Below are 19,397 nucleotides of genomic sequence, written 5' to 3' on the forward strand. Positions count from 1 at the left end.
GCTGCTTTTCACAGTGCTTTTAATAATCACTTTTGAATGTCCAATATTTTTCTAATTCTTCTGAAATGATTTTAGTTTGATTGCTTTTGATTTTTTTGTCTTTAACATTAAGTTTGGATTCAAAGATTTCGCTTAAATCGGTATAGTTACTTATATAGAATCTTAATCTATTTTTTTCTGCATTATCTTCCAGCAAAACAATAGATGATTGCATAATTATATCTTTCGTAAGACCTCTTTTAGTTAATAATTCAGTTGATTTTTTCCCAATAGTAATTTCAGCAAATTTTGAATCTTTTGTAATAAGATAAACAATGTCAAATTTTGCGTTAGTCGCAATTAATTGAATTGTTCTATTTTCGTATAACGATTTTATTGAGCATTTAATTAGATTTTCAAACGTAGTTTCTTTCATAAAAATTATTTAACGTTAAGGTGGTCGCATTGTGTATAACTAATATACAGTACTGCCAACATCATACATTTCATCCCAAAATTGGGTAGATGTGTCTGTTAAACGTCGGTGTCTATATTTTTTTTTAAATATATAACTTTCTACCGAAAATACTGATAAAAACATTTCAATTTTAAATCTCCATCCAAAACTAACTCCTTTTGCTTCAGTGTTTTTACGGAAAACCGTAAACGCTGTTTTTTTACACAAATGCCCTAGCCCTGATAGCAGCGGCATCCTTTTTCTGGTTTTTTTGCCAGAAAAAGATACAGCGGATAGCAGGAAATAGCTCCTGAAAAAGTTAAAAGCTAATAAATAATGGCTTTTAAAAGTGGGATTGTCAAGCCACTTGCGAGATTATTTCGCCAGTTCGCTTTCTTCGAGAACGTCGTGGTTTATCATTCCGAGGTATAAGGAATTATATTGGTTACTCATATCATGAGATTCCTCGTGCCACGGAGTGACAAGTAGTTGCTGAAATAGCCAAAAACGAACCTTGCAAACTGAATACTTTTTTCGTAATTTTGCACTCTAAATAAAGGACTAAGAAAATGTTAGATAGACTTCAAATAGTAAAACAACGTTTCGATGAGATTTCGGATTTGATTATTCAACCGGATGTAATCTCGGATCAGAAGCGTTATGTGCAATTGAATCAAGAGTACAAAAGTTTAAAAGCTTTGGCTGAAAAGCGCGATGAATATGTTATTTTGATGGCAAATATCGAGGAAGCAAACGAAATAATTGCCGATAACAGTGACGCAGATATGACCGAAATGGCCAAAATGCAACTGGAAGAAGCGAAGGACAGATTGCCGGAACTGGAGGAAGAAATCAAGTTTATGTTGATTCCTAAAGATCCTGAAGATGCCAAAAATGTGATGGTGGAGATTCGTGCCGGAACGGGTGGGGATGAAGCGAGTATTTTTGCCGGGGATTTGTTCCGTATGTACACGAAATATTGTGAGAACAGAGGTTGGAGAACATCTGTGGTGGATATGAATGAAGGAACTTCGGGTGGTTTTAAAGAGGTGATTTTTGAAGTTACCGGCGAAGATGTGTACGGAACCTTGAAGTTTGAAGCGGGTGTTCACCGTGTGCAACGTGTACCGCAAACGGAAACGCAAGGACGTGTTCACACCTCGGCAGCGACTGTTATGGTATTGCCGGAAGCAGAGGAATTTGATGTACAGATTGATATGAATGATGTACGTGTGGATTTTTTCTGTTCATCAGGACCAGGGGGACAATCCGTAAATACAACCAAATCAGCGGTTCGTTTGACACACATTCCGACCGGATTAGTGGCGCAATGTCAGGATCAAAAATCACAACACAAGAATAAAGATAAGGCATTTGGCGTTTTGCGTTCCCGTTTGTACGAACAGGAATTAGCCAAAAAACAAGCGGAAGATGCTACAACGCGTACGTCTCAAGTGAGTTCTGGTGACCGTTCGGCAAAAATCCGCACCTATAATTATGCGCAAGGTCGTGTAACGGATCACCGTGTGGGATTGACGTTGTACGATTTGGGAAATATCATGAATGGTGACATTCAGAAAATTGTTGATGAGTTGGCTTTAGTCAACAACATGGAAAAATTGAAAGAAGCCAGCGAAGTTTACTAAGCAAACGAGATACTTTTAAATACAAAAAACCAGCGAAAATTAATTTACCGCTGGTTTTTTTATACCTATAAATAACCAAATTTATTCTGCTGAAAGATGTACTGCTTTAAATACTTTTTTTTGCCTCGGAATCGAATTTTTGAAAACTTCGTATTTAGCGGTCGCCGAATCAATTTTGGCGTCAAAAGCCGAGGTATCATCTAAATTGTCAATCGTACAATTGAGTTCATTGGATTGTTTTTCGAAATACTTTTCAATATTGGACCAATTCGCTGCCGCATCAGCAGTAGTTTTGTGCGTAACAGAATCAACAAAACGAACATAATTAGCGGTAACTATTTCGGCCTTTTTTTCGGTTTTAGTTTTACAAGAAGTAAAGGAAATCGTCAGTAAAAAAAGTACTAAAAGTGATACTGAATTTTTCATTTTGGATTTATGCTATAGTTTAAATCCGTATGCCAATCGCAGTGAAATTTGTCCTAAACCTTCTTTGACAACGTTGTTTTTAACCACCGGAAAGTCATTGAAATGCTCGTATCGCAAACTGATGTCGATTTTATCCGTAGCATATCCAATGGCTGGGCTTAACAACAAAGAGGTGTCGTTGTATCCGTTTGTCACTGCAAAAGCCGCACCTACTTCTCCCATCAGATACAATTGGTCTTTGAGTACAAATGCTTTGAAACCGGCTTTTGCAGGAATGTAACCCAAATCATTAGTATCACCGGATGCAAACATATTGCTGAATCCTGTGGTAAATGTTACGGAATATTTTTTGGACAAATCATATTGAAGTCTGGCATCGGCACCCAAATTATAATCGTATGGATTATCCAGTGGAAGTCCACCGTTGATTCCAAATCCAAGACGAAATCCCTGATTGTAATTTTTTGCTTCTTGCGCGCTAGTGGTTGCTATTCCTAAAATTATAGCTAACGTGGTAATAAAAGTTTTGATATTGAATGTGTTTTTCATAATACTGTGTTTTAATCAATTTTTGAAATAAAAGTTGTAATTTTTCAGTGTTGTAAAAAGTTCGTTTGAAACGACTTTGAACTTAAATTGTGTGCTTATTAATACTTTTTAAATTATCCGTATTTGCTATTTCTTCTTTTAAGATGTCTGAAGCATTTCCAAGCAATTGTTCGAAATCCTTTTTGAGATGACTGATAGTTTGGGCAATTTGTTCATTCCATTTTCCGGAAGAATCTTTTAGAGAATCTGCTAAATCACTGCTTTTATCAGCAATTTTTTTTCTGGTTTCGCACCCTTTTGCCGGGGCAAAAAGTATTCCTAAAACCGTTCCGATTGCTAAACCGCCAAGTATTCCTGCTGCTAAATTGTTATTTTTCATGATTTTATTTTTTTTTAAATTTGAATTTATATCCACTTATCATTCGCGGTGTAATGGCTATTAATGCTATTGCCAAAAAACAGGAATGATGCTTCCTACGCTCTAAATGAAAAATCCCAACGTTTAAATAATTACAAGCACCACCGCGACTGCATAAATTAAATTTGACATGATGTACTTATTTCATTAAAATTTTATCGCTTCGTACACACTCCATACGCTGTTTTTAGAATCTGGAAAAGTAAAGGTTTGTCCAATAACTGTTCTTTCTTTTCCCACCTTGTTTAAACCGTAATTGTATCTGGCGCCTATTCCGAAACTGTCAAAATCAAATGCAATTCCAGCGGCTAAACCATGATCAAACTTATTTAAATCATCTTCATCGATATTGTCTTTTGTGTTGTGGGAGCCGTTTAAAGATTCATTTGTAATTTTGGAATCTACCAGAAAAGCGGCATACAGAACGAAGTGAACGTTGAAATTATCTGTTAGATTTGCTTTTAATAACAAAGGAACTTCAAGATAGTTCAGCCTGAATTTCCGTGTTCCTTGCGCAAAAGCATTGTCGTGTTGTATTTCGGCTTCTTTGGTCGTTAAACTTATCTTTGGTTGCAAAGCTAAGCTGGAAGTTATTGGCGATTCCGCAAATAATTCTAGATTAAACTCATCGGTACATTTTCATCATCAATATCTTTACTATGCAAGTTAGACGTGTTGAGACCAGCTTTTAAACCTAAAAAATACTGCTTTTTTGTTCTTGAATTAAATTTGTTATTCCTGCAATTAATAAAACAACCGCTGATACTTTTTTTAAATTTTTCATTCTGAATACTTTTTACATTGTTAATTTAGTTTTACAAAGATGCAATGCCTCTGCTGATTGGGCGTTACATCAATTTCGAATTTTATTACAGAATTTAAATATGGGTTTGTAAAACCTTGGATAAAAAAATGACTGTCAAAAAAGGTTACGGTTTGTCTACTTTTTTTAAATAACCTTGAAAATGAAGCGAATTTGAATAACGCATAAAATATAGTTTTTATGAATTTCACTTAAGAATTTTTACCTTATTGCATTAAAGCACAGCTTTATGACTCAAGAATTTGGGCTGTTTGAATCTTAATTTTCTATGTATCTAAGCGTTTGTTTTAAATTTTTTTGGAACTTTTAATTTTAAGTAATTGTAACCAATAGGTTAACCAATACTATTTTTTTTGCAAAAACAGTCCTCACTGTAAAAGCGAGTGCTTCCAAAAAGAGCCTAACATTAATTGTAAAATTCAGTAAAGAATATCTTGTACATTACGCCGGCAGATAAATGATAAACGTTGCGCCTTCATCAGGAATTCCTTTCGCAACAATAAATCCTTTGTGGTTTTCTACTATTTTTTTGCAAATAGCGAGACCAATTCCGGTTCCCTCGTACTCGTTTTTGTTGTGAAGTCTATTAAAGAGGATGAAAATCTTTTTGGCATATTCCTGCTCAAAACCAATTCCGTTGTCTTCAATACTAATTTTGTAATATTTAGAGTTGCTATTCGGCAGCAGGTCTTCTTCGTTGTGAGTGATTATCGAAGCATTAATTTTGATGATTGGAGCAGTTTTGGCTTTGCTGTATTTCAAAGAATTGCTTATTAAATTGATAAACAACTGCTGAATTTGAAATGGAATTACGTTCATGGTTGGTAATTGATTACTTTCTACAATTGCTTTTTTATCTTCAATAATTTGAGCTAATTCCTGCTTTGCATTTTCAAGTAAAACATTCAAATCAGCTTCTTCAAAAACTTTTTCCCCTTTATTAGTTCTCGAAAATTGCAATAAATCATGAATAAGAACCCGCATTCTGTTGGCAGAGGATTGAATGCTGGACACGTATTGCTGTCCGGATTTTGATAAATTGCTGTAATCTTTAATCACTAATCGCGAAAGGAAAGTTTCAATTTTTCGCAATGGTTCTTGCAAATCATGACTCGCAATGTAATTGAAAGCAGTTAATTCTTTGTTATTGTTTTCTAATTCCCTGTTCCGCTCTTCAATAAGGTTTTGCGCCTGCACTTCGTCCGTAACATCGCTTGTGGTGCCTATAAAAGTTTTGTCGCCGGAAGCAATTGTGACAATTCGTCCTACCGTTCTGAAATATCTTATTTTGTCATCTTTTTTAATAATTCTGTACGTGAAAGGAGCAAGATCATTATGGGTATGAATGCTTTTGGTCTTTTCGATTACAAATTCTAAATCCTCAGGATGGATAAAGTTTAAAAACACCGCTAAACTCGCTTCAAAAGATTGAGGCTCGCACCCCAATAGCCGATATTCATTGTCAGAGAAAGTATAGGTATTCGTTTCAAAATTTAACTGCCAACTTCCACAACCACCAACTATTTCTGCAAGATTATTGGCTTCATTAGCAACAGATAACGTATTAATTGTGTTTTTCAGCAATACTAAATCCTTGTTCATTTTTATGAAAGCAATCGTAATTAAAACCAAGGTTACAATTAACGTTAAATAAATGAGCAGCGGAGTATAATTCATAGTCGATTCATACTCCTGTTGTCTGTTTTTTAAAAGTCTGTGTTGGGTAATCATCATGTCTTCTATTTTAATGCGAATAGAATCCATTGTTTGTTTACCGATAATTAAGTTGTTTTTAAGAATTTCTTGATCGTAAATCCCCTGTTCCTTTAGATAGAGCGATTTTGAAAGATAATTTTGTCTTTTGTTAATGAAAAACAACAGCTTTTTTAAATTGCTTTGTTGTGTTCTGCTATTTGCCGTTAGTTTGGAAACTCTTTTAAACGATTTTCTTACTAAAATCTTTGATTTATAATATGGTTCCAGAAAGCTTTTATCACTACTCAAAATGTAACCTCTTTGTCCGGTTTCGGCATCTTTTATATAGGAAATTAAACGTTCAAGTTCAGCATTCACCTCATGACTGTTGCTCACCCAAGCGGACGATTTTTTTAGAACCGTAATGTGCTTAAAAGTAATGCCTCCAATAAAAAATATAATCGCGACCGAAATAACAAAAATAATTTTTAGAAAAACAGGTGACTTCTGAAGTTGAGTATATCTCATTTTACATTCGCATTAAAAAATTGTCTTTGTTTAAGCCGGATGTGTGGTATTGCCAATTTATGGTCACAACTTCTGCAAGTATTTTTTTTAAATCCTCAAAATCATTTGGTTTTTTAATGTAAATATTGGCGCCATTTATAAAGGTTTCTTCAATATGTTCTTCCGATGATGAGGTCGAATAAATCGCAATGGCAATATCACTTAGTTTTTCATTTTTTTTGATTTCCAATAAACATTCTACGCCATTCTTTTTTGGCATATTTAAATCTAAAAATAATACGCTGGGCAAAACAGAATCCTCATTATTTAGATAATTCATCAGTGCGACACCATCATTAAAAGTACTCACTTTTGTATTTATTTTTAATTCATCAAAGGCATCTGTAAAAAACAGTCTGTCATCTTCGTCATCGTCCGCAAGGCAAATATTTATAAATTCAGTATTCATATAAATGTGTTTTAGCTGTTGTTTTTGTTAGATAATTCCCTTCTTTTCGAAATAATTCGTTGAAAAGCGGAAGGCGTCATTCCGGTCGTATGCTTAAATTGCGTGCTCAAATGTGCTACGCTCGAATAATTCAACTGAATGGAAATTTCAGTTAAATTAAGTGGTGTGCTGATCATTAATTGTTTGGATAATTCTATTTTTTGAATAATAATAAAATTTTCAATAGAAGTGTACGTAACTTCTGAAAAAACATTAGACAAATACGCGTAACTGAGATTTAACTTATCCGCAATGTACACGGAGCTTTTTATGTTCAAAGGTTTGTCGCTATTTACCATTTCAACAATAGCGTCTTTTATTTTTTGAACTAATACTCTTTTTTGATTTTCAACGATTTCTATTCCATATTCTTTGAAAATAGCTGTGATTTCATCCAATTTCCCAGACGGTATTTTTTCTAAAAAATTAAACTCACCAAACCCGATAATATTAAATTTATACCCCAATTCGGATAATTTTTCCTGAACAATTTTTTTTGTCAGTTGAGCATAATCAAATTTTAAATATACTTTCATAAAGACTTTTGTTTAATAGTAAAGATATAAAAAGCTTGCTTTTAAATTCATTTTTGAATCATTCTTAAAAACTTTTTTTCGAATTTAAAACGGAGCGATTAGCGACTTTTACCCAAGTTTTAATTAATTACGTAAGGGTTAAGTTTTCATTATTAAGATTTTAAAAATAAAAAAAAATTATGATTTGGCACTTCAATAAAATTTTAAATGCTCAACAATCGTTAATTTTACAATTTTTTTAACAGTTCGTATACGCTTTAAATGTTTTTTTGTTTGAATTTCCTCGGAATTTCACCTGTTATTATTACTTATTTAGCAGGTTACATCTTAATTTTAAACTCCGTTTTTGCTTTTATCAATTTCTGTTAATAACGTTCTTTTTGTGTTTAAATTAATCTCTGTTTTCTGTCATTGCAATTTTTTAAGTACCGTAATTCTATAATTTGATTTCACCATATAAATTCGAATTTTATTACAGGATTGTAACTGATTTTGATTCTATGTTTGTAATTTTGCCGCACAACTATATAAAAATGACAACGCAACAACTTATCCAACAAATTCAACAGAAAAAATCGTTCCTATGCATTGGTTTAGACGTTGATTTAAACAAAATTCCGAGGCATTTATTAGATTTAGAAGACCCGATTTTCGAGTTTAATCGAGCAATAATTGATGCCACGCATGATTTGACAGTATCCTACAAACCCAATACCGCTTTCTATGAAGCTAACGGAATTAAAGGATGGATGTCGTTGCAAAAAACAATTGAATACATCAACTCAACCTATCCGGATATTTTTACGATCGCAGATGCGAAACGAGGTGACATTGGAAATACGTCATCAATGTATGCCAAAGCTTTTTTCGAAGATTTGAATTTCGACAGCGTTACGGTTGCTCCTTACATGGGGAAAGATTCGGTTGAACCCTTTTTAGCTTTCAAAAATAAACATACGATTATGTTGGCTTTGACTTCAAATGAAGGTGCTTTTGATTTCCAGACTTTAAACGTTTCCGATACTTCAGGTGGAAAAGAACTGTACAAAAAAGTATTAGAAACTTCTAAAACGTGGAAAAACAGCGAAAACCTGATGTACGTCGTAGGCGCTACCAAAGCGGAATATTTCACTGAAATTCGCAAAATTGTCCCTGACAGTTTCTTATTAGTTCCTGGAGTTGGCGCGCAAGGAGGTAGTCTCTCGGAAGTTTGTAAATACGGAATGAACGAGAATATTGGATTGCTGATCAATTCCTCCCGAGCAATTATTTATGCCTCAAACGGAATTGATTTTGCCGAAAAAGCAAGAATAGAGGTGTTGAAGATGCAACAGGAAATGGCAGCAATATTAAACACAGTTCAATAAAAATAAACACGAATTGGTACGAATTCAGTTAGACGCAGATTTCATAAATTAACACAGATTTATTTGTCAAGATTTGTAAATTTTTTTTAAAAAAAAGTCAGTGAATATCGGCATGTTCGTATCAATCTTTGTGAAATAATACTATGAAAACTTTAATAGATCAAATCGGAATAATTCATTCTTTTAAAACGTCGCCAAAACGCATTATTTCACTGGTTCCTTCACAAACGGAATTGCTTTATGATTTAGGTTTAGAAGACCGAATTATAGGAATTACAAAATTTTGTGTGCATCCGTATCATTTTATATCAACGAAGAAAATTGTTGGCGGAACCAAAAAAGTACATTACGAAAAAATCAGATTGCTGCAACCGGATATTATCATTTGTAATAAAGAGGAAAACACCGCTGAAATTGTGGAAGAATTGCGAAAAATTTGTCCTGTTTGGGTGACAAATATCATCACTATTGAAGATAATTTTCAAATGATAACCGACTTTGGTCAGCTTTTTAATTGCAGAACAGAAGCCCAGAAATGGAACGACAAATTGGCTTTTGCCTTGAGCGATTTTAAAAACTTCATCAAAGATAAACCGGAACAAAAAGTAGCCTACTTCATTTGGAAAAACCCTTTTATGGTCGCAGGTTCGGATAATTTTATCAATGAATTATTAAAACTAAACCATTTTCAAAACATTTATGCTGACAATTCCGAGACTTCGGGACGTTATCCCGAAATCGAACTCAAAAAAATGCGCTTGCATGGTGATCCTGATTTGGTTTTCCTATCGTCAGAGCCGTATCCTTTTAAGGAAGAAGATGCTTTTGAGATAGGTCGTTTCACGCACCACGCAAAAACTGTATTTGTAGATGGCGAAATGTTTTCTTGGTATGGAAGCCGATTGCTAAAAGCTTTTGATTATTTTAAAAAAATGCATCAAAAATTATAATTCGCATTCGTCTAAAATCAATTTTTCTGTTGTCACGATTGATTTTACTGTAGTCTTTTCGACGTTGAAATTTTGTTCGGACAGTATTTGGTATTCTCTTTTTAACTTTTCGATTTCATCTTTTTCTATCAATAATCCTTGCATGGGTATAATTTTTTGCAAATTTACGGCATACAATCTTTAAATTGGCATTATTTTTTGTTAAGATTGAGATTTAAAATTAAAGTTATATTTTTACAAAAAAAACACGTGATTAATTATACCATTTACGAAAATAAAAACACCGACCAGTGGGTAACTTTTGTTCATGGTGCCGGAGGAAGTTCTTCTATCTGGTTCAAGCAAATTCGCGATTTCAAAAAACAGTATAATGTATTGTTGCTGGATTTGCGAGGTCACGGAGAATCAAAACCTACTTTAAAAACAGCTTTCAAACAGAAATATACTTTTTCGGCTTTGGCCAATGATATTCTGGAGGTTTTAGACTTTATTAAAATCAAAAAATCACATTTTGTTGGAATTTCTTTGGGCACCATACTCATAAGACAGTTGGCAGAAATGTACCCAGAAAGGGTACAAAGCATGATTTTGGGAGGTGCAATCTTAAAGATGAATTTCCGTTCCCAGGTATTGATGCGTTTGGGAAATATGTTTAAATACGTTTTGCCTTATCTCGTTTTGTATAAGTTTTTTGCTTTTGTGATTATGCCCAAAAAAAGTCACAAACAATCGCGCTTGCTTTTTATTAACGAGGCCAAAAAATTATATCAAAAGGAATTTATAAAATGGTTTAAACTCACTGCCGAAATAAATCCGGTATTGAAATGGTTTCGTCAGGTTGAATTGAATATTCCTACTCTTTATGTGATGGGCGAAGAAGATTATATGTTTTTGCCATCAGTTCGTAAAGTTGTAGAGAATCATTATAAATCGTCCGAACTCTTTGTAATCGAAAAATGTGGACATGTAGTAAATGTGGAGCAACCTAATGCTTTTAATGATGCCGTCCTTTCCTTTATTAGCACAGCTAAATAAAAAAAGCCTGCATTTACATACAGGCAATTCTTTAACTAACCAAAACCAAAATAATAAATAACCAGTTTATTACATTGCAAAGGTCACACTTCAGCAGTTGTTTTGCTGTTAAGATTTTGTTATTACTTTGTTGTACATACGTTAAGTTTTTTCAACTTTATTCTATTAATACTCAGTAACTTTTCTTTATTGAAATAAGCCGTGTAAACACCCAATTTCACGTATTTCAATTCTATATATTTTTGGTAAAAAAATGCTGCAGATTGTTTTTCAACACGGTTTTAGTACATACCATCAATTTTATTTGTGTTTTACTCTTTGTTGTCAAGTGATGAAAAATATTAAATTATATTAATATGAAATCACATGAAATATTTACAACAACTTCCCGAAGTCCTTCAGTAGAAAACGAAAATTCTCAATCTGTAGGTTCCCGCGAACCTTCATTATTGCAGGATTATATTCCACGAGAAAATGATATATTTCAACAGAGAACGAATTCAAGAACGCCTATTGAATATAAAAGGTTCTGACATATTTGGAGGATTTAAAGTAACACACGATAATATCAGATTTACAACAGCTAAAATCTTTTATGAAATTGGAAAAGAAACTATAGTAATAATGCATTTTGATTTTATGCCCACTTAATAATCACCTCGTCCTTTAAACCTGGGATCATCTCTTTTGATAAATTCAGTTTTTCGTTTTGATACTTCCGTTTTTGGCAAACTTGCTTCTTCAGTTTTGCTTGAAGGCTCGATCAGTTCGTTTAATTCTTTAATTTCGGCATCTGTTAAATCGCGATAACGACCAACAGGAATGTCAAGCGAAATATTGATAATTCGGATGCGTTTAAGCGCCGTAACATCGTACCCCAAATATTCTGTCATTCTACGAATTTGGCGGTTTAAACCTTGTGTCAGAATGATTTTGAAAGTGAATTTACTGATTTGTTCTACTTTACATTTTCGGGTAATGGTGTCCAAAATTGGAATTCCATTTCCCATTCTTTCAATAAAACGATCAGTGATGGGTTTGTTTACAGTAACAGTATATTCTTTTTCGTGATTATTTCTGGCTCGTAATATTTTATTAACAATGTCACCGTCATTGGTCATGAAAATTAATCCTTCACTGGCTTTATCCAATCTTCCAATTGGAAAAATACGTTTTGGATAATTTATGTAATCTACAATATTATTGCGAACATCTAAATTTGTGGTACATTCAATTCCGACAGGTTTGTAAAAAGCAAGATAAACGGGTTTTTCATTTTTCTCACGGATTAGTTTACCGTCAATACGCACTTCATCATCTTGGGAAACTTTCGTACCTAATTCCGGAACGATTCCATTGATGGTTACACGACCTTCTTCAATGATTTTATCGGCTTCGCGGCGGGAGCAATACCCAGTTTCTCCTATAAATTTGTTGAGGCGTTTTAGATTTTCTTCCATACTGCAAAAGTAATGAATTTGTTTGTTAGATTTTAGACTTCTTAGATTTTAGGATTGTGTGAAAGCTTAGTTTAAATGGACTATGTAAAATATTCTTTGATTTTATTCACAAGTTCCTGTCATTTAAGAAGTCTAAAAATCTAAGAAGTTTATTTTTCTTCAAATAAAAATCGAAACACTTTTTTATACAGCTCATCGTCGTGCATGCTATGGCCTAAGCCTTTTGTCTCAATAAAAACGACATTTTTCCAAGCTCCTGCAATTTTTTTTGCTTCTTCAAATAAAACTACAGAGTCATCAATGTCATGGGCAATTAATCCTTTTATATTTAATTTTGAAGCGAATATTTTACCGGAAAACTGTTCTAAGCTGAGTTTGAAATTAGTAAGATAATGCGCTTCTAAAGACTTTGAAATTTTATTATTCAAACTTAATAACGTTATGTAGTTGTTAAGGATGATTTTGAAATCACTTGGAGCTCCTAGTATTACCATTTTCTTTAAAGCATCATTTTGATAAACGGATTGATAATACAAACAGGTTTTTCCGCCGATGGAATGTCCGATAAGATATTGTGGTTTGAATTTTTGCACAGCAACGTGAATAAATTCGGCGTATTGAGGAATATTGAATTCTTTTCCGCTGGATAGGCCGTGAGCCGGTCCGTCAATGGCGATGATGGTGCTTCCTGATTTTTTGAGATATGGGAGTAAATTTTCCCAGCGAGAAGCGTTACTTTCCCAGCCATGAACTAAAAGAATTATAGTATCATTCCCTTTCCAAGTATAAGTATGAAAGGAATCTTCTTGAAGTTGGAACATTTCGGACTGTGCTTCTTGCAGAATTTCCGGAAGTTTATCCTTTGATAATTTCCCTTCTCGGGGTTCACTAAAAAATCCATACGCTAGTTGCGATGCTTTCCTCGGAAATACAAAACTCAGCATGTTAATGTATAAACCAATAGATTTAGCGAATATAAAAAAAAGCAATTTCTTCATAATAAAAAAGTCCCGATGTGTATCGGGACTTAAATGTAATTAGAATTTAGAAAATAATTGTTCCATTTTCTCTTTTTCTTCGTCGGCCAAAGAACTGTCGACTAATATTCTCCCGGAGTGCTCATCAGTAATGATTTTCTTTCTGGAAGCAATTTCTACTTGTGTCTGTGGAGGAATAGTGAAGAACGATCCTGCAGATGCCCCTCTTTCGATGGAAACTACTGCTAATCCGTTACGAACACTACTTCTGATTCTTGTGTAAGCCTTCAATAATCTTTCTTCAATTAAAGCTTGAAATTCTGCTGATTTCTCAGACAAGAATGCTTCTTCTTTAGCAGTTTCAGACATGATAGCGTCTAACTCTGATTTTTTGTGCTTTAAGTGATTTGATTTTGCTTCTAATCTTTCTTTAGAACTTGAAATTACTTCTTTCTTGTGTTCGATTGAAGCTTTCATTTCTTTAATTTGTTTTTCTGATAATTGAATTTCTAATTCTTGAAATTCAATTTCTTTAGTCAACGAATTAAATTCTCTGTTGTTGCGAACAGTTTCTTGTTGCTTGGTATATTTTTTGATAGCTTCTTTGTGCTCATCAATTGCATTCTTTTTTGATTTGATTAGATCCTCGATAACTTCAAGTTCTCCTTTCAATTTTTCTGAACGTGTGCTTAAACCAGCCACTTCATCTTCTAAATCTTCTACCTCTAAAGGAAGTTCTCCTCTTACGTTTCTGATTTCGTCAATTCTAGAGTCAATAAGTTGTAAATCGTAAATTGCTCTTAACTTGTCTTCAACACTTAATTCTTTCGTATTCGCCATATTCTATAAGTACTTAACTGGATTTGAATTTTCTTCTGATAAAATAACTGCAAAATTAAGGATTTTTTTTCGAAGATACTCTACAATATAATTTTTTGTATACCGTTCGCTCTCAAAATGTCCAATATCGGCCAAAAGTAACTTGTTTTCGGCTTCATAAAACTGATGGTATTTTAAATCGGCAGTTAAATAGGCATCAGCTCCTGCTTGAATTGCATTTTTTATCGCAAAACTTCCAGCTCCGCCAAGAACGGCCACTTTTTTAATTTCTTTGCCAGTAAAGCTGGAATGTCGAATTCCGCCACACTGCATTTTTTCTTTTGCGAAATGCAGAAACTCTTTTTCATTCATGTGATTTTTCAATTCGCCAATCATTCCCAAGCCAATATTCTGATGTTGGTTTTGCAGTTCATATACTTCATACGCGACTTCTTCGTACGCGTGAATTTTAAATAATGCTTTCAGGATTTTATTTTCCAAATGTTTTTCGAAAGTGACTTCGATTTTTATTTCGTCTCCTTGCACAAACTCAAATCGCTCTCCAACTTGCGGATTGCTATGCTCATTTCCCATGTACGTTCCAATTCCTTTTGAATTAAAACTGCAGTTTTCATAGTTGCCAATATTTCCTGCGCCAGCATCAAATAAAGCATTTCGCACTTCTTCCGCATTTTCAGCAATGGTGTAGGTCACTAATTTCCGAATGAAATGTTGCTTTGGAATCAGGATTTTGGTATTTACCAAACCCAGTGCATCGCTGAATATTTTATTCACGCCTTCCTGATGATTGTCTAAAGCAGTGTGAACGGCATAAATTGCAATGTCATTTTTTATGGCTTTGATAACGGCTTTTTCTACGTAGTTTTTTCCTGTTATTTTTTTCAAACCAGAAAATAGGATAGGATGAAAACAAACCACCATATTGCAGTTTTTTGAAATCGCTTCATCAATTATATTTTCTAAAGCATCATGGCAAACCAAAATTCCGGTAGCTTCTATTTCCTGATCGCCAACCAATAATCCGACGTTGTCAAAATCTTCGGCATAGGCGAGTGGCGCCATTTCTTCGAGTACAGAAATTATTTCTTTAATTTTCATGTTTTTGACACAGATTTTACAGATTTACACAAATTTTATTTTACACAAACAATCATAGTTATTTTTAATTTGTGAAAACTGGTGAAATATGTGTTAGATTTTTATTTCAAAGATAATTTATTCTACTTTCGTAAAATGAATTTACTGCGAAAATTGTTGTTTCCGTTTGCCATGTTATATGGTACCATAACAACCATTCGCAATTTTCTTTTCGATATGGGAGTTTTAAAATCATATTCTTTTGATTTGCCTGTTATTGCTGTCGGAAATCTTAGCGTTGGCGGAACTGGAAAAACGCCCCAAATCGAATATTTGATTCGCTTGCTTTCGGATAAATATAAAATCGCCACGTTAAGCCGCGGATACAAAAGACAATCTGCAGGTTTTGTTTTGGCGAAAGCTGGTACAAATGCAAAAATCCTAGGAGACGAACCCTTTCAATTTTTTCAAAAATTTCCTTCAATACAAGTTGCGGTTGATGCCGACAGAAAAAACGGAATTGAACAATTACTATCTCTTCCTGAAAAGCCAGAAGTAATTTTGCTAGACGACGCTTTTCAACATCGAAAAGTTAAGGCAGGATTTTACATTTTACTCACTTCCTACGGCGATTTATATTCGGATGATTTTATGCTGCCAACCGGAAATTTACGCGAAAGCCGAAGTGGAGCAAAGAGAGCTGATGTCATTATTGTGACTAAGTGTCCTTTTAATCTTTCGCTTGACGAACAGAATAAGATTAATAAGAGGTTAAAAGTTACTGCAAATCAAGAATTGTACTTTACTTTTATAGCTTACGAAGAATTTATTTATGGTGAGAAGCGAAAAATAAATGTAAATGAAATTCAAGTTGCTGCTAAAGTATTGGTGGCAGGAATTGCAAAGCCAGAACCGTTTTTCGCTTATTTACAAGATACAAATGATGTCTGTCTGTCTTTTCCAGACCATCACAATTTTACGGATACAGACATTTTAGAAATCAAAAACGTAGCTCAAAACAACATTATTATCACCACCGAAAAAGATTATGTGCGTTTAAACGGAAGTTTGCCAGACGAACAACTTTTTTATTTACCAATACAAAGTTCTTTCGTTTCAGGAAGTGAAAATTTTGACAAAACAATTTTAAATTATGTGGGAAAAAGTACAACAAACAGTAAGTTATATTAAGGAAAGAATTGATTTTAAGCCAGAATATGGCGTGATTTTAGGTTCGGGATTAGGAAGTTTTACGGATGAAATGCAGGTAAAATTTACTTTGCCGTACAATGAAATTCCAAATTTTCCGGTGTCAACAGTGCAAGGGCACAAAGGTGCATTGGTTTTTGGAACAATAGGCGAGAAGAAAGTAGTTGCCATGCAAGGACGTTTTCATTATTATGAAGGTTATTCAATGACAGAAGTTACTTTCCCCGTGCGGGTAATGAAGTTTTTGGGTGTTGAAAAACTGGTGGTTTCTAATGCATCAGGCGGAGTGAATCCAAGTTACAAAGTAGGGTCTGTAGTAATGATTACGGATCATATTAATATGACTCCTGAACATCCGTTGCGTGGAAAAAATGACGAACGTTTTGGACCTCGTTTTGTAAATATGAGTGAACCATATTCTCGAAAAATGATTGCAAAAGTCACTGAATTAGCAAAGGAGCTTAATATAGAAGTTCATGAAGGAATTTATTTGGGTCTACAAGGACCAACTTTTGAAACTTTGGCCGAATACAAAATGGTAAAAATTTTGGGCGCGGATTGCGTGGGAATGTCAACCGTTCCTGAAGTAATTGTGGCACGTCATATGGACTTGGAAACATTTGGTATTTCAGTAATTACTGATATGGGTAACGAAGAAAGTATTGGAACCATTTCTCATGACGAAGTTTTAGAAGCTGCTAAAGAAGCCGAACCAAAAGTGCGAAACCTTATCAGAGAATTGATTTTAAAGTATTAGTTTTAAATATATCCTGCAATCACGGTGTAAAATTCCTCTGGTATGAACGGTTTAGTAATAACATCGTTCATGCCAAATGATAATAACATTTCGCGATTTTCATCTAATGATATTGCGGTAAGAGCAATAATAGGGGTGGTTGTATCGAATGTTCGAATCAGTTCTGTAGCAATAGTTCCGTTGATGCCGGGTAAATGAACGTCCATAAGAACGAGATCAAATTTGTTTTTTCGTACTAATTCAATAGCATCTTCACCATTATCAATTACTTCACAAATTATTTGTTTATTGAGAAGCATTTTCATGATAATCATTTGATTGATTCGATTGTCCTCCACTAACAGGATTTTTTTGTTTAACAATTTAGAATCGTAATCTATTTTTGAAGTTTTTTCCACAAGTAAAGTTTTTTCACTTGTTTTAAATGCCAATTCAAATGAAAATGTCGAGCCTAGGCCAACAGTACTTGTTAGTTTTATATGTCCTCCAAGAATTGTAATTAATTTTTTTACGATGGTCAAGCCTAAACCTGTGCCGCCATATTTGCGATTGACTTCTGTAGAACCTTGAGAAAAGCTGTCAAAAACACTGACTAATTTATCTGGGGGTATCCCAATTCCGGTATCTGTTATTTCAAAATACAATGTCGCATTTTTATCTACTAAATTTCCGAGCTTGGCAAGTACCTTCACATCCCCATTTTTAGTAAATTTCAAGGCATTATTAATCAGATTCATTACGATCTGCGATAGTTTTGTAGGGTCTCCAATCAAATAGTCAGGAATAGCATGGTCTATTTTGAGTGTGAAATTATTGTTGTTTATTAAAGCCAATTCTTTTAAGGAATTTTGAATGTCTGTCAAAAGTTGTTTTAGATTAAAACTTGTATATTCTATTTCAGCATTGTGCGATTCTATTTTGTTTATTTCTAAAATTTCATTAATGAATTTTGTTAAATAATCACCTGAGAACTTTAATGATGATAAATAATCCATTTGAGTTTTCTTAGGTTTTTCTTTCAATAATAAGTGGGTAATTCCGTTGATGGCATTAAGCGGTGTACGAAGTTCATGACTTACTGTCGAAAGAAATTCAGACCTGGCTTTTGATGCTTTTTCTGCTTTTTCTTTCGCAATTTCTAATTCTTTATTTTTTTCTTTTAGCAATAAATTTGACTGATTGCGGATGATATTGTTTTTATACAAAGACAAACTCAACAGGGATAAAATTGAAACCAACGCTACAGCCAGAATACTAATCAGTTTAGAAAACTTACTTGCTTTTGCCTGCTCTATGTTTTCATCATTGGTTTGTACAATTTCTTTTAACCGTTCGGATTCTTTAAAATTTGTATAGTCATCAATACCAAGTCTCTTATTGTTTAAAATGGCAATTCGTTCCTTTAGATTAAGATGCTGTTTCAAGTATAAATAGGCATTATTTTTATCTAACATTTTTTCATATACAGTACTCAAGGCAAGCAAAATATTAGATTTTTGTTCCAGATTCTCAGTTTTACTATTGAGGTCTAATGCTTTATTTAGATAATTTAAAGCTAAATTATTCCTGCTTTTAAACGCTTCAATTCTTCCTGTTTGGTACAAGGCTTCTGCTTTAGTATTTGATAAATTAGGACTGTCAGGTTTTGCAATGATAGTCTTAAAAACAGATAATGCTAAATCTAATTTATTTTTTGATTTGTAAATAAGTCCCGTTTGAAGCGTAAATAATTCAGCAGTGTCGGGAATATTTAATGTGGTGTAAATTGATTTTGCCTTATTGAAGTAAAGTATGGCTCTGTCAAAATTTGCTGTTGCCATAAAGCTCAAGCCAAGATGGTAATACATGTTAGCTTGATCTGAGCTAGGGTCTAAGTTGGCATATAATTCAGAGCTTTTTAATAACGATTCAACTGCATCGTTATATTTTCTTAAATCAATGTAAAGTTTTCCAAGATAAAAATTTTGATAGGCTTGGTCCTTGATGTTTTTATTTTTTTCTGAATATAGTATTGCTTTCTGCGTATTTAGTAAAGCATTTTTATAATCATTATCTTGAACGTATGAGTTGCTCAAGCTGCTGTAATAAGCGGTGCTATCTGTTTTCTCATTGGGTTGAGCGAACAGTAGCGTGTTTAAAAAAAGTACATAAACGAAAAAATATTTCATTCGTAGCCGATTT

21 protein-coding genes and 1 pseudogene are annotated in these 19,397 nt (G+C 33.6%); 8 read left to right on the plus strand and 14 right to left on the minus strand.

Annotated elements, in window-relative coordinates:
- Nucleotides 1-19 precede the first annotated feature (19 nt).
- Nucleotides 20-415 carry a hypothetical protein gene (locus ACP7AQ_RS07030; protein WP_426094950.1) on the minus strand — a complete coding sequence of 132 codons (396 nt, stop codon included), beginning with the start codon at nucleotides 413-415 and terminating at the stop codon, nucleotides 20-22.
- Nucleotides 416-1,005: 590 nt separating this feature from the next.
- Here ACP7AQ_RS07030 and prfA point away from each other — a divergent pair.
- On the plus strand, nucleotides 1,006-2,082 hold the full coding sequence (gene prfA, locus ACP7AQ_RS07035) for a peptide chain release factor 1 (RefSeq protein WP_091203850.1): 1,077 nt from the start codon (nucleotides 1,006-1,008) through the stop codon (nucleotides 2,080-2,082).
- 81 nt (nucleotides 2,083-2,163) lie between these two features.
- On the opposite strand, the gene ACP7AQ_RS07040 is transcribed toward prfA, so the two are convergent.
- The 7 genes and pseudogenes from ACP7AQ_RS07040 to ACP7AQ_RS07070 all read right to left on the minus strand — a co-directional run bounded on the left by ACP7AQ_RS07040 (nucleotide 2,164) and on the right by ACP7AQ_RS07070 (nucleotide 7,544).
- Entirely contained in the window at nucleotides 2,164-2,508 is a 345-nt protein-coding gene (locus ACP7AQ_RS07040) for a hypothetical protein (protein ID WP_426094951.1), read from the minus strand.
- A gap of 12 nt (nucleotides 2,509-2,520) precedes the next feature.
- On the minus strand, nucleotides 2,521-3,057 hold the full coding sequence (locus ACP7AQ_RS07045; protein ID WP_426091599.1) for a hypothetical protein: 537 nt from the start codon (nucleotides 3,055-3,057) through the stop codon (nucleotides 2,521-2,523).
- Nucleotides 3,058-3,139: 82 nt separating this feature from the next.
- The gene (locus tag ACP7AQ_RS07050) at nucleotides 3,140-3,436 is read right to left on the minus strand and encodes a YtxH domain-containing protein (protein ID WP_426091600.1); all 297 of its coding nucleotides are present in this window, start codon (nucleotides 3,434-3,436) and stop codon (nucleotides 3,140-3,142) included.
- Between the two features lie 186 nt (nucleotides 3,437-3,622).
- A pseudogene (locus ACP7AQ_RS07055) lies at nucleotides 3,623-4,087 on the minus strand (porin family protein); the annotation flags it as partial.
- 652 nt (nucleotides 4,088-4,739) lie between these two features.
- Nucleotides 4,740-6,521 (minus strand): sensor histidine kinase, encoded by a 1,782-nt coding sequence (locus tag ACP7AQ_RS07060; RefSeq protein WP_426094952.1) that lies wholly within the window; start codon nucleotides 6,519-6,521, stop codon nucleotides 4,740-4,742.
- 1 nt (nucleotide 6,522) lies between these two features.
- The gene (locus ACP7AQ_RS07065) at nucleotides 6,523-6,969 is read right to left on the minus strand and encodes a response regulator (RefSeq protein WP_426064289.1); all 447 of its coding nucleotides are present in this window, start codon (nucleotides 6,967-6,969) and stop codon (nucleotides 6,523-6,525) included.
- 11 nt (nucleotides 6,970-6,980) lie between these two features.
- Nucleotides 6,981-7,544, minus strand: coding sequence for a helix-turn-helix domain-containing protein (locus ACP7AQ_RS07070; RefSeq protein WP_426064288.1), 564 nt, complete (start codon nucleotides 7,542-7,544; stop codon nucleotides 6,981-6,983).
- Between the two features lie 533 nt (nucleotides 7,545-8,077).
- Between ACP7AQ_RS07070 and pyrF the strand changes: the two genes are divergently transcribed.
- Both pyrF and ACP7AQ_RS07080 read left to right on the plus strand, forming a co-directional pair.
- A complete protein-coding gene (gene pyrF, locus ACP7AQ_RS07075) occupies nucleotides 8,078-8,911 on the plus strand; it encodes an orotidine-5'-phosphate decarboxylase (protein WP_426094953.1) in 834 nt (277 codons plus the stop codon).
- A 143-nt stretch (nucleotides 8,912-9,054) separates the two neighbouring features.
- Complete coding sequence (locus ACP7AQ_RS07080) at nucleotides 9,055-9,861, plus strand: ABC transporter substrate-binding protein (protein ID WP_426094954.1); 807 nt, start codon at nucleotides 9,055-9,057, stop codon at nucleotides 9,859-9,861.
- Here ACP7AQ_RS07080 and ACP7AQ_RS07085 read toward each other — a convergent pair.
- The gene (locus ACP7AQ_RS07085; RefSeq protein WP_426094955.1) at nucleotides 9,856-10,005 is read right to left on the minus strand and encodes a hypothetical protein; all 150 of its coding nucleotides are present in this window, start codon (nucleotides 10,003-10,005) and stop codon (nucleotides 9,856-9,858) included. The two genes, ACP7AQ_RS07080 and ACP7AQ_RS07085, sit on opposite strands and share 6 nt — an antisense overlap.
- Before the next feature lie 105 nt (nucleotides 10,006-10,110).
- Between ACP7AQ_RS07085 and ACP7AQ_RS07090 the strand changes: the two genes are divergently transcribed.
- The 3 genes from ACP7AQ_RS07090 to ACP7AQ_RS07100 all read left to right on the plus strand — a co-directional run bounded on the left by ACP7AQ_RS07090 (nucleotide 10,111) and on the right by ACP7AQ_RS07100 (nucleotide 11,547).
- A complete protein-coding gene (locus ACP7AQ_RS07090) occupies nucleotides 10,111-10,896 on the plus strand; it encodes an alpha/beta fold hydrolase (protein WP_426064284.1) in 786 nt (261 codons plus the stop codon).
- A gap of 356 nt (nucleotides 10,897-11,252) precedes the next feature.
- Entirely contained in the window at nucleotides 11,253-11,429 is a 177-nt protein-coding gene (locus tag ACP7AQ_RS07095) for a hypothetical protein (RefSeq protein ID WP_426095063.1), read from the plus strand.
- Nucleotides 11,371-11,547, plus strand: a complete 177-nt coding sequence (locus ACP7AQ_RS07100) for a catalase (protein ID WP_426094956.1) — start codon at nucleotides 11,371-11,373, stop codon at nucleotides 11,545-11,547. Before ACP7AQ_RS07095 ends, ACP7AQ_RS07100 begins: the two co-directional genes overlap by 59 nt.
- Here ACP7AQ_RS07100 and rluF read toward each other — a convergent pair.
- The 4 genes from rluF to ACP7AQ_RS07120 all read right to left on the minus strand — a co-directional run bounded on the left by rluF (nucleotide 11,544) and on the right by ACP7AQ_RS07120 (nucleotide 15,271).
- Nucleotides 11,544-12,356, minus strand: coding sequence for a 23S rRNA pseudouridine(2604) synthase RluF (gene rluF / locus ACP7AQ_RS07105; RefSeq protein WP_426094957.1), 813 nt, complete (start codon nucleotides 12,354-12,356; stop codon nucleotides 11,544-11,546). The two genes, ACP7AQ_RS07100 and rluF, sit on opposite strands and share 4 nt — an antisense overlap.
- 149 nt (nucleotides 12,357-12,505) lie before the next feature.
- On the minus strand, nucleotides 12,506-13,354 hold the full coding sequence (locus tag ACP7AQ_RS07110) for an alpha/beta fold hydrolase (protein WP_426094958.1): 849 nt from the start codon (nucleotides 13,352-13,354) through the stop codon (nucleotides 12,506-12,508).
- 39 nt (nucleotides 13,355-13,393) lie between these two features.
- Entirely contained in the window at nucleotides 13,394-14,173 is a 780-nt protein-coding gene (locus ACP7AQ_RS07115) for a zinc ribbon domain-containing protein (RefSeq protein WP_426064278.1), read from the minus strand.
- Between the two features lie 3 nt (nucleotides 14,174-14,176).
- Nucleotides 14,177-15,271, minus strand: coding sequence for a Nif3-like dinuclear metal center hexameric protein (locus tag ACP7AQ_RS07120; protein ID WP_426094959.1), 1,095 nt, complete (start codon nucleotides 15,269-15,271; stop codon nucleotides 14,177-14,179).
- A gap of 135 nt (nucleotides 15,272-15,406) precedes the next feature.
- On the opposite strand from ACP7AQ_RS07120, the gene lpxK reads away from it, so the two are divergent.
- Together lpxK and ACP7AQ_RS07130 are read left to right on the plus strand one after the other, a co-directional pair.
- Nucleotides 15,407-16,441 (plus strand): tetraacyldisaccharide 4'-kinase, encoded by a 1,035-nt coding sequence (gene lpxK, locus ACP7AQ_RS07125; RefSeq protein WP_426094960.1) that lies wholly within the window; start codon nucleotides 15,407-15,409, stop codon nucleotides 16,439-16,441.
- Complete coding sequence (locus tag ACP7AQ_RS07130; protein ID WP_426094961.1) at nucleotides 16,404-17,216, plus strand: purine-nucleoside phosphorylase; 813 nt, start codon at nucleotides 16,404-16,406, stop codon at nucleotides 17,214-17,216. The genes lpxK and ACP7AQ_RS07130 overlap by 38 nt, the downstream gene beginning before the upstream one ends.
- A 2-nt stretch (nucleotides 17,217-17,218) precedes the next feature.
- Here the strand turns inward: ACP7AQ_RS07130 and ACP7AQ_RS07135 are convergent, their stop codons facing one another.
- Nucleotides 17,219-19,384 carry an ATP-binding protein gene (locus ACP7AQ_RS07135; protein ID WP_426094962.1) on the minus strand — a complete coding sequence of 722 codons (2,166 nt, stop codon included), beginning with the start codon at nucleotides 19,382-19,384 and terminating at the stop codon, nucleotides 17,219-17,221.
- Between the last annotated feature and the right edge of the window lie 13 nt (nucleotides 19,385-19,397).

The organism is Flavobacterium sp. DSR2-3-3 (assembly GCF_049896585.1).
Lineage (GTDB): Bacteria > Bacteroidota > Bacteroidia > Flavobacteriales > Flavobacteriaceae > Flavobacterium.